Source organism: Sporosarcina sp. GTC18466 (assembly GCF_055389225.1).
Window position 1 is genome coordinate 2,890,277 of record NZ_AP044037.1, and the last position, 9,724, is coordinate 2,900,000.

Here is a 9,724-nt window from a genome sequence, read left to right on the forward strand (position 1 = left end):
AGGTTTCATACTAATTATATACCCATTTTGAATGATACGAAAAGTAATTCGAACAGGAGGCCGTATGATTTCACTACTTGATCACAAACAACAATTCAGGAATGCGCTCATCACATGGTATTACCGGGAAAAAAGGGATCTGCCATGGCGCAGGACATCGAATCCGTACTATATTTGGATATCCGAAGTGATGCTTCAGCAAACGCGGGTCGAAACGGTCATCCCTTATTATGAACGGTTCACGGAAAAGTTTCCGGTGCCTGAAGCTCTTGCCTATGCCGAGGAAGAAGAACTGCTGAAACAATGGGAAGGTCTTGGGTATTATTCACGGGTGCGGAATTTGCAGCTTGGCGTCCGGGAAGTTGTCGAATCGTATGGAGGCGAAGTGCCGCGCAGCCGGAAGGAGATCTCCTCACTTCGAGGCATCGGCCCATATACGGCAGGGGCGATCCTCAGCATCGCATTCGGCATTCCTGAGCATGCGGTCGACGGAAATGTCATGCGTGTGCTTTCAAGGCTCCTACTGATCGAAGAGGATATCGCGGTGCCGAAAACACGGAAAATTTTTGAGGGTGCGGTCATGGATATTATTGATGAAAACGATCCTTCCGCGTTCAATCAAGGACTGATGGAACTCGGTGCAACGATTTGTACGCCGCGGCCAAGATGCCTGCTCTGCCCTGTCCGTGAATTTTGCTCCGCCTATCATGAGGGTCGGCAAGAGGAACTGCCGGTCAAGACGAAAAAGATGAAAATGAAGATCATGCCGCTCGCGGCCTTCGCACTGAGAGACAGCGAAGGCCGCTGGCTGATGACGAAACGCCCCGAAAAAGGGCTGCTTGCGAATATGTGGGAGTTTCCGCTTGTCGATTTGTCGAATGCCGAATTGCCGGTTCCTCTTTTTGAGAAGATGTATGAAGCGGAAATAAGTGATGTCTCGCAACTTGAACCGCTGACCCATGTGTTTTCGCACTTGACATGGGACTTGAAAGTAATTGCCGGCATGATCCGGAAAATGGAAAAGCTTCCGGAACGGTCTGACTGGTTCACAACGGAAGAAGTTGCTGCTCTGCCGAAACCTGTCCCGGTGCAAAAAATATGGAATCAAGTACAGGAGGATTACTAAAAATTTCCTTCGCATAAAAAGCATGCAGGCTGCCCATCATAAGGTCGGAGGTGGAAGTCCAATGACAAAAAATCCATTCAGCAAAAAGTTTGCCCAGACAGATGTAAATCATGTGAAGGAGCAAAACGCACGTTCCGCAATGGGCGGTCAGAACCAAGGACAGTATTCCGCAATGGGTACTGAGTTTGGTTCTGAAACAGACGTGAACCATGTAAGAGAGCAGAACCGTCGTTCAGCAATGAACGCACAAGGCCAATTCTCGAATATGGAAGCTGAGTTCGGTTCTGAAACGGATGTAAACCATGTGAAAGCACAGAATGCGCAATCCGCAAGCGGAGGGCAAGGACAGTACTCGAACATGGCAAATGAATTCGGCTCCGAAACGGATGTAAATCACGTGAAGGAACAGAACCGGCAATCAGAGATGAAGAAGCAAAAAGCTTCAGGATCTCAGGGGTACCAGTCGAAATAATTGGATGGACATCACCAGGCCGGCGGGGGCATATTGTTCCCGCCGGTTTTTTCGTATGCGGATTTGTTCAAATTTGTTTTGGCAGTTGATATAATGGGAAGATAGTAAACGGTTCCATTGGTTCCGGCGGCTGAAGGTGGAGATAATATGGCGATTCCAAAAGAAGGGGAAATAATACAAGTACATAGCTACAAGCATGATGGTTCCATCCACCGGGTCTGGCAGGAGACGATGGTTTTAAAAGGGACGCGCAATATTGTCATCGGCGCGAATGAACGGACTCTCGTGACGGAGGCGGATGGAAGGACATGGCTGACGCGGGAGCCATCCATCTGTTATTTCCATGCGGAGCATTGGTTCAACATCATCTGCATGCTTCGCGAGGACGGGGTCTATTACTACGTGAATATGAGCTCGCCGTTCGTCTATGACCATGCGGCGCTCAAGTATATCGACTATGACCTGGACGTGAAAGTGTTTCCGGATATGAGCTATATCATTCTGGACGAGGACGAATATGAAGACCACCGGAAAAAGATGAATTATCCCGATGTCATCGATCAGATCCTGCACCGGAATCTCGATAAGCTGCTGTCATGGGTGAAGCAGCGGAAAGGACCGTTCGCGCCCGATTTCATCGACGTATGGACATCCCGTTATGATTTTTACAGACAGATGAAGGAAACAGATTGAACGGCCTGCCGGCACCATGCGTGCATAGGCAGGCTTTTTGTTCAGGCGGAAGGAGTGCAGCCGATGGGAGAAAGCATTAAACGATATATGAAATTCGTCAAGCCATATACATGGCAGATCATCTGGACGGTACTGATCGGGATCGTCAAATTCGCAATTCCGCTTTTCATTCCTTTGCTGATCAAAATCGTCATCGATGATATTATCGGCTCAACAGATCCGGACATCACACAAGCGGAACAGACGAGGCAGCTGTTCTACTGGCTCGGGGGAACAGTGCTCCTGTTCTTCATCATCCGTCCGCCAGTAGAATATTATCGGCAATATTTTGCTCAGTATGTAAGCAATAAGATCCTATATGACATCCGTGAAAATTTATATTCGCACCTGCAGCGGCTTGGCCTGAAATTCTACTCCAACACGAGGGCCGGGGAAGTCATCTCACGGGTCATCAACGACGTCGAGCAGACGAAAAACTTCGTCATGATCGGGCTGATGAACGTCTGGCTCGATTTTGCAACGATCGTCATCGCGGTGATCATCATGCTGACGATGGATGTTCCGCTTACGATCGTGACGCTGCTGGCATTTCCGTTTTACGCCTATAGCGTCAAGCACTTTTTTGGAAGGCTACGGGAGCTTACACGGAAACGATCACAGGCGCTTGCTGATGTGCAGAGTTATTTACATGAGCGCGTTGCAGGCATCAGCGTCATCAAGAGCTTTGCGCTAGAAAAAGTGGAAGAAGGACGTTTCAATGAGACAAACGGCAATTTTCTCGATAAGGCGCTGGATCATACGAGATGGAATGCAAAAGCGTTCGCCGTGGTTAATACAATCACAGATATCGCTCCGCTGCTTGTCATCGGGTATGCGGGATACCAGGTCATCCATGGCAATCTGAGCGTCGGGACGATGGTCGCCTTCATCGCGTATATCGACCGGCTGTACAATCCGCTCCGCCGCCTTGTCAACGCGTCCACTTCGCTGACGCAGTCATTCGCTTCGATGGACCGTGTCTTTGATCTGATGGAGGAACCGTATGATATTACAGATAAACCGGATGCCCGGGTGATGCCGGCCATCAGAGGGCATGTCGAATTCGACCGTGTCAGCTTTTCGTATGACGAAGAGGGGCTTGCTGTGCTGCAGGATGTCAGCTTCAATGTTGAGCCGGGCAAGACGGTTGCGCTCGTCGGCATGAGCGGCGGCGGCAAATCGACAATCGTCAGCCTGATCCCCCGTTTTTATGATGTCACGGAAGGCGCCATCCGGATTGACGGAAATGATCTCAGGGATGTGCAGCTGCATTCGCTGCGCAGTCAGATCGGCATCGTGCTGCAGGATAATATCCTGTTCAGCGACTCGGTGATCGCGAATATCCGGATGGGCAGCCCGGAGGCGACGGAAGAGGAAGTCATCGCAGCAGCGAAAGCGGCGAATGCCCATGAGTTCATCCTGTCATTGCCGGAAGGGTATGAAACGAAAGTCGGCGAGCGCGGCGTCAAGCTGTCCGGCGGCCAGAAGCAGCGCATCGCGATTGCCCGGGTCTTCCTGAAGAACCCGCCGCTGCTGATCCTGGACGAGGCGACATCGGCACTCGATCTCGAGAGCGAGGCGCTGATCCAGGAGTCGCTTGAACGCCTTGCGAGCGACAGGACGACATTCATCGTCGCCCACAGGCTTTCGACAATCACTCATGCAGATACGATTTTCGTCATCGATCACGGCATCGTGAAAGAAGCAGGGACGCATGAAGAATTGATGGCGAAGAAAGATGTTTATTATAACTTGTACCAAGTGCAGGCGTTATAAAAAGAGGGATCCCGCAACCAGGCGGGACCCCTCTTTTTCAATAGATCTCATTTTGCATTTCTTTGCTAAGTTCATAGCCATGCCGCTTTTGGCTTGTGCTGATCAGCCGGTCAAGGCGTTCGAGCTGCTCTTCATAATTCAAGATGGCAGACAGGATATGCAGCAGATGGTAGGCGGAGAATTCCTCTTCTTCCTTCGTGATGACGATTTCCTTCACAAAGATCTCCATGACTTCCTGCCGCTGGATGAATTCATTCGCGATCTGCTCCTGGATCTTGTCGGACTTCAATTTGCCGACAAATTTCAAATGGACCTGTTCATGATAGGTGAGCAGCGCATCCAGCCGCTCTTGTATCATCATTCGGAAGTGTTCGGGCAGCGAGATCAGTTCATTCTCAAATGTGTGCAGCCTGTTCAGCACATCATAGCTGCTTTCAGATGTTGTGATCATCTGCCGATAAATGACCAGTTTCCTCGCTTTCGCGACGGTCCTTCGCTTGAAATAGTTCCGCTCCTCTTTGAAAAGCAAGTAGAGCTGATCGATATTCGTCAAACGCTCCTTCAACTTATCAAGCGATTTTTTCGTCGCAATATGCTCTGACGCCTGCCGTCCTGCGAGGCGGATCCAGCGGATGATTTCGTCCTGTGCCTGATGGATCGCCTGAAACAGTTTCGTTTCGTACTTCGGCGGCATGAACACCAGATTGACGATGAAGGCGGCGAGTACACCGATGATGATCGTCAGCAGGCGAAGGGATGCGAACGACAGGAATGCATCTCCTTTGATCTCCATAATGGCGATCATCGTCACAAGAGCGAGCGATACGTTCTTCTCGAGGCCCAGTTTCAGCATGATCAGGATGATGATGACTGCAGCCAGGCCGATGACGATCGTCTGATGGCCGAATATGAGTGCGAACAGGACCGCCACCGCCGCGCCGATCAAGTTCCCTTGAATCTGCTCGATGATTGTCAGGTAGGAGCGGTAGATGGACGGCTGTATGGCGAATATGGCGGCAATCCCTGCAAAGACGGGATTCGGCAAATGCAAAAGTTCAGCGATGAACAACGCGAACACAATGGCTATACCCGTCTTGAAAATGCGGGCACCTAATTTCATGGTATGTTCCTTTCTAGTTCCATTTTTAAAAGAAAGATTGGTTTGCTTTAACTTTAATATGCCGGACGCCCATATTCAACTATATGTTGCAGTCAGCCGATCGTTTTGGAAAGTTCTTGGAAGGACTCTCGGACGGCATCAAGCGTCCGGTCGATATCTTCATCCGTATGCGCGATTGTCAGGAACCAGGCTTCATATTTGGAAGGGGCCAGGTTGACACCGCGCTCCAGCATCAATTTGAAGAACTTCCCGAACATCTCGCCGTCCGTCGCCTCCGCCTGCTCATAGTTCTCGATCGTCTCATCGGTGAAATAAATGGTGAACGCGCCTTTGAGCCGGTTGATGGTGATCGGCACACCGTTCGCGCGGGCTGCCTCAAGGATCCCCTCTTCAAGCTTCGCACCTAGACGGTCAAGCTCCTCATAGACACCCGGCTCCTTCAGAACTTCTAGACATGCGATGCCGGCAAGCATGGACGCTGGATTGCCCGCCATTGTTCCGGCCTGGTAGGCAGGTCCAAGAGGCGCGACTTCATCCATAATCTCTTTTTTGCCGCCATAGGCTCCGATTGGGAGTCCGCCGCCGATGATTTTTCCGAAAGCGGTAAGGTCCGGCGTAAAGCCGAGGAGCGTCTGTGCTGCGCCGTAATGGAACCGGAATGCAGTGATCACTTCATCGTAGACGATGAGCGCCCCTTTTTCCTTCGCGATGTCATGGACAGTCTTCAGAAACCCTTCATTCGGTTCCACGATCCCGAAGTTGCCGACAATCGGTTCGACGAGGACGCATGCAATTTCGTCGCCCCATTTATCCATCGCCTCATTGTATGCTTCCGGGTTATTGAATGGAATGGTGATCACTTCGTTTGCGATGGAGACAGGGACGCCAGCTGAGTCCGGCGTGCCAAGCGTTGCAGGGCCGGACCCCGCAGCAACAAGCACAAGGTCGGAATGGCCGTGATAACAGCCTGCGAATTTCATGATCTTCGTGCGGTCTGTATAGGCGCGTGCTACGCGGATCGTTGTCATGACCGCTTCGGTTCCCGAGTTGACGAACCGCACTTTATCCATGCCGGGAATTGCGTCTTTCAACATCTTTGCGAATTTCACTTCGTGAGGCGTAGGTGTACCATACAATACGCCTGTCTTCGCTGCCTGCGTGATCGCTTCTGTAATATGCGGATGGGCATGGCCTGTAATGATCGGCCCGTATGCGCCGAGATAGTCGATGTATTGATTGCCGTCGACATCCCAAAAATATGCGCCTTCTGCACGCTGCATGACAGTCGGTGCCCCGCCGCCTACTGCTTTGTAGCCCCTCGACGGGCTGTTGACGCCTCCGACTATATGCTCGCACGCCTCCGCGTAGATCCGTTCTGAGTTTTTTCTGTCCATATTACTACCTCCGTTCGATTCAACTGCATACCCATTTTAACGGAAAGAACGCCGCCGCGCCAAAGAAATTGAAAGTGACGGCCCTCTTCGGTACGATAAATGAAAAGGAGGAATGGCAATGGATACGCTTACAGGAATGCATGCACCAGAATTTGAACTGCCAAATGAAAAAGGGGAGACCGTTTCACTGAAGCAGTTTGCGGGCAAGAAATATGTTGTCCTCTACTTTTATCCGAAGGACGCGACGCCGGGCTGCACTACGCAGGCTTGTGATTTCAGGGATGCGCATGGCCGCTTCGGCGATCTGAATGCGGTGATTTTGGGAGTCAGCCCGGACAGTCAGGCGTCTCATGAGAAGTTCATTGAAAAACAGGGATTGCCATTCTCGCTGCTCGTTGATGAAAATCATGAGGTCGCGGAGAAATATGGCGTGTGGAAACTGAAAAAGAACTTCGGCAAAGAATATATGGGCATTGAAAGGTCGACGTTCCTGATCGATCCGACAGGAACAGTCGTCAAAGAATGGCGTAAAGTGTCCGTGAAAGGCCATATAGAAGAGGTGCTTTCAGATCTCGATCAGCTGATCACCAAAAACTAGGGGGAATTCGTTTGAAGGCATACTTCACATTCAAGTTGAAAGATGAACAATTAAACGGTCTGAAAGAGAAGTTTCCGGACGTTACGTTTGGAGTGATTCAGGGTATCGATCAAGCAGACCTGGCTGATGCAGAAATTATCATCACATACGGGGAAGACATCGATGAAGGGGTCTTGGACCGGGCCAAATCATTGAAGTGGCTGATGGTGGCTTCCGCGGGCGTCGAAAAGATGCCGCTTGAGAAGATTGCCGAGCGCGGAATCGTCATGACAAATGTCCGGGGCATCCACAAGACGCCAATGGCTGAGTCCGTCTTAGCGCATATCCTATCCCTCTCCCGTTCGCTGCCCGACATCTACGCGAACCAGCGGAATAAGAAATGGGAAAAGAAGGTCCGGTCGAAGGAGCTTTCAGGATCGACAGCTGTCATTCTCGGGCCGGGGGCGATCGGTTCGGAGATCGGCAGACTATTGCAGGCGTTCGGCGTGCACACGATCGGATGTTCACGGTCCGGCAAGCCGGTTTCCTCAATGGATGAAGTCACCTCATTCGACCAGCTGAAGGGCATCCTGCCAGAAGCGGATTATGTCATCGCCGTTCTTCCCAGCACAAAGGAGACAAAAGGGCTGATTGGCATGGAACATTTCGACGTGATGAAGGAGACAGCAGTATTCATGAATTTCGGCAGGGGAGACCTTGTCCTGGAGAAGGATATTGCAGGAGCGCTTAAGGACGGGAAGATCGGGCATGCGGTCCTGGATGTATTCGAGGAAGAGCCGCTGCCTGCCTCCAGTGAGCTGTGGAATCTTGATAATGTCACGATTTCCCCTCACGTCTCGAGCCATTCATCCAACTATGTCCCCCGTGCTCTTGAAATCTTCAGTGAGAATCTGAAAAGGTGGAAAGCAGGGGAGCCTGAACTCTTGAACCAGGTAGATCCTGCGCGCGGATACTAATCCCATCAGCACATCAGTTGACAAATGACACCCTTTTTCAGTAAACTGTTTATAATGATTATAAAGAGAGAATCTTTACGGATTGGGGTGTTAGCGATGTCTGAATCATCATTGAAGGACGCGCTGGTCACATTAAAAGAGAGCGGTGTTCGTATCACGCCGCAAAGGCATGCTATATTGGAATTTCTGATCTCTTCGGATTCACATCCGACTGCCGACGAAATATATAGAGCATTAGAACATGACTTTCCGAATATGAGTGTTGCAACCGTCTATAATAACCTTCGTGTTTTCCGCAATGCGGGTCTCGTGAAGGAACTGACGTACGGCGACGCATCAAGCCGTTTTGACTTCGTGACGCATGACCATTACCATATCATCTGTGATGAATGCGGAGCGATCGTCGACTTCCATCACCCTGGACTGGAAGAAGTGGAACATCTGGCTTCCCACGTAACCGGCTTCAAGGTGAACTCGCATCGGCTGGAAGTATACGGAACATGCCCTGAATGTGCAGCCAGTGCTGTAAAGAAAGCATAATAAAAAGGAACCGGTGATCCGGTTCCTTTTTTATTTTGCTTGTCCTTCATGTTTTGTACGGTTATATGACTCGTCGAATTCTTTGCCTTCCAGTGAAGGGTCGAGCGTCAATGGCTCCCTGCAGTGACCGCACATATCCACGCGTCCAAGCATCTTTGTCTCTCTGCCGCAGCTCGGGCAGATGATCTGGACGGCCCGCGTCGACAGCATCCCGATCCAAGCGTAGACAACGGTGCTGCCCAAAATGGCAAGCACGCCAAGAACCATGAAAATCAGCATGATGATCTGGTGGTTCTTGAAGAAGATGCCGGCATACATGATGATGACGCCGATAAAGATCAGGGACAGGGCAAACGAACGAATCCGGTTGATTTTATTTTTATATGGCTTCAATCCGATGTTCCTCCTAAAGTGGGTAATGCTTTACCTTAGACTACTATAGCATAAAAAACGCGCGAATCACTAAAGTTCAAGCATTCGTGCGTTTTTAGGCAACATGAATTCATTGATAAGAAGATGGAGGAATTTGCAGCAGGGGTGTCGAATGAAAGATACCGGGAGGGATAAAGATGGAGCAAATACTCAGGCCGATCTATCAAGAACGCGCCAGTTCGCCGGAGACATTAGGTGTCATCCTTGTGGAGAAGAGGGCGGAGAGTGATCCGATCACCGATACATTTGACGAGATTCTATTAATCATCACATCGAATGAGGACTCGCCTATATATACAAAACATTATACGGATGGTGCCGGGAAAGCGGCCATGCATGTCATCAGTGAAAAACAGCTGCGCAAATGGCTGCTGCTCGGCACTAAAAGAAAAGTGGTGGACTGGCTCTTTTTCGGCAAGATCCTCTATGACCGAAATGAGTTTGTGGAACGGCTGAAAGAAGAATTGCAGGAATATCCGTTCCACGGACGAAAAGTGAAAATGGGCATCGAATTATCAAAACTCGTCCGTTCCTATATGGAAGGCAAGATGTTTTTTGAGCAGAAGGATCATATGGAC

At 50.3% G+C, this 9,724-nt stretch carries 11 protein-coding genes (1 of these 11 only partly in view); 8 read left to right on the plus strand and 3 right to left on the minus strand.

Annotation, left to right across the window (positions count from 1 at the left end; genetic code table 11):
- Positions 1-64: 64 nt before the first annotated feature.
- From mutY to ACZ5FK_RS14315, 4 genes are all read left to right on the plus strand, one after another.
- Positions 65-1,126, plus strand: coding sequence for an A/G-specific adenine glycosylase (gene mutY, locus ACZ5FK_RS14300; protein WP_464805548.1), 1,062 nt, complete (start codon positions 65-67; stop codon positions 1,124-1,126).
- Between the two features lie 61 nt (positions 1,127-1,187).
- Positions 1,188-1,598, plus strand: coding sequence for a gamma-type small acid-soluble spore protein (locus ACZ5FK_RS14305; protein WP_464805549.1), 411 nt, complete (start codon positions 1,188-1,190; stop codon positions 1,596-1,598).
- Between the two features lie 147 nt (positions 1,599-1,745).
- Positions 1,746-2,291, plus strand: a complete 546-nt coding sequence (gene ntdP, locus ACZ5FK_RS14310; RefSeq protein WP_464805550.1) for a nucleoside tri-diphosphate phosphatase — start codon at positions 1,746-1,748, stop codon at positions 2,289-2,291.
- A gap of 63 nt (positions 2,292-2,354) precedes the next feature.
- On the plus strand, positions 2,355-4,106 hold the full coding sequence (locus ACZ5FK_RS14315) for an ABC transporter ATP-binding protein (RefSeq protein ID WP_464805551.1): 1,752 nt from the start codon (positions 2,355-2,357) through the stop codon (positions 4,104-4,106).
- Between the two features lie 37 nt (positions 4,107-4,143).
- Here the strand turns inward: ACZ5FK_RS14315 and ACZ5FK_RS14320 are convergent, their stop codons facing one another.
- Together ACZ5FK_RS14320 and ACZ5FK_RS14325 are read right to left on the minus strand one after the other, a co-directional pair.
- A complete protein-coding gene (locus ACZ5FK_RS14320; protein ID WP_464805552.1) occupies positions 4,144-5,226 on the minus strand; it encodes an FUSC family protein in 1,083 nt (360 codons plus the stop codon).
- Between the two features lie 92 nt (positions 5,227-5,318).
- The gene (locus tag ACZ5FK_RS14325) at positions 5,319-6,620 is read right to left on the minus strand and encodes a glutamate-1-semialdehyde 2,1-aminomutase (protein WP_464805553.1); all 1,302 of its coding nucleotides are present in this window, start codon (positions 6,618-6,620) and stop codon (positions 5,319-5,321) included.
- 118 nt (positions 6,621-6,738) lie between these two features.
- On the opposite strand from ACZ5FK_RS14325, the gene bcp reads away from it, so the two are divergent.
- The 3 genes from bcp (at position 6,739) to perR (ending at position 8,714) form a co-directional block, all read left to right on the plus strand.
- The gene (gene bcp, locus ACZ5FK_RS14330) at positions 6,739-7,218 is read left to right on the plus strand and encodes a thioredoxin-dependent thiol peroxidase (RefSeq protein WP_464805554.1); all 480 of its coding nucleotides are present in this window, start codon (positions 6,739-6,741) and stop codon (positions 7,216-7,218) included.
- Between the two features lie 11 nt (positions 7,219-7,229).
- Positions 7,230-8,174, plus strand: a complete 945-nt coding sequence (locus ACZ5FK_RS14335) for a D-2-hydroxyacid dehydrogenase (RefSeq protein ID WP_464805555.1) — start codon at positions 7,230-7,232, stop codon at positions 8,172-8,174.
- 96 nt (positions 8,175-8,270) lie between these two features.
- Positions 8,271-8,714, plus strand: coding sequence for a peroxide-responsive transcriptional repressor PerR (perR, locus tag ACZ5FK_RS14340; RefSeq protein WP_464805556.1), 444 nt, complete (start codon positions 8,271-8,273; stop codon positions 8,712-8,714).
- A gap of 30 nt (positions 8,715-8,744) precedes the next feature.
- On the opposite strand, the gene ACZ5FK_RS14345 is transcribed toward perR, so the two are convergent.
- Complete coding sequence (locus ACZ5FK_RS14345; protein WP_464805557.1) at positions 8,745-9,107, minus strand: YgzB family protein; 363 nt, start codon at positions 9,105-9,107, stop codon at positions 8,745-8,747.
- A 176-nt stretch (positions 9,108-9,283) separates the two neighbouring features.
- On the opposite strand from ACZ5FK_RS14345, the gene ACZ5FK_RS14350 reads away from it, so the two are divergent.
- A protein-coding gene (locus ACZ5FK_RS14350; protein WP_464805558.1) for a nucleotidyltransferase-like protein crosses the window boundary here: on the plus strand, positions 9,284-9,724 show its 5' portion. The gene runs 429 nt beyond the window's last position; the window shows 441 of its 870 coding nt (coding positions 1-441); the start codon lies at positions 9,284-9,286; its stop codon lies beyond the right edge, outside the window.

What these genes read in the sequence shown, in the direction of transcription:
- perR (WP_464805556.1), top strand. Translation starts at nt 8,271, where the DNA reads ATGTCTGAATCATCATTGAAGGACGCGCTGGTCACATTAAAAGAGAGC.
- ACZ5FK_RS14305 (WP_464805549.1), top strand. Translation starts at nt 1,188, where the DNA reads ATGACAAAAAATCCATTCAGCAAAAAGTTTGCCCAGACAGATGTAAAT.
- ntdP (WP_464805550.1), top strand. Translation starts at nt 1,746, where the DNA reads ATGGCGATTCCAAAAGAAGGGGAAATAATACAAGTACATAGCTACAAG.
- ACZ5FK_RS14315 (WP_464805551.1), top strand. Translation starts at nt 2,355, where the DNA reads ATGGGAGAAAGCATTAAACGATATATGAAATTCGTCAAGCCATATACA.
- ACZ5FK_RS14320 (WP_464805552.1), bottom strand. Translation starts at nt 5,226, where the DNA reads ATGAAATTAGGTGCCCGCATTTTCAAGACGGGTATAGCCATTGTGTTC.
- mutY (WP_464805548.1), top strand. Translation starts at nt 65, where the DNA reads ATGATTTCACTACTTGATCACAAACAACAATTCAGGAATGCGCTCATC.
- bcp (WP_464805554.1), top strand. Translation starts at nt 6,739, where the DNA reads ATGGATACGCTTACAGGAATGCATGCACCAGAATTTGAACTGCCAAAT.
- ACZ5FK_RS14325 (WP_464805553.1), bottom strand. Translation starts at nt 6,620, where the DNA reads ATGGACAGAAAAAACTCAGAACGGATCTACGCGGAGGCGTGCGAGCAT.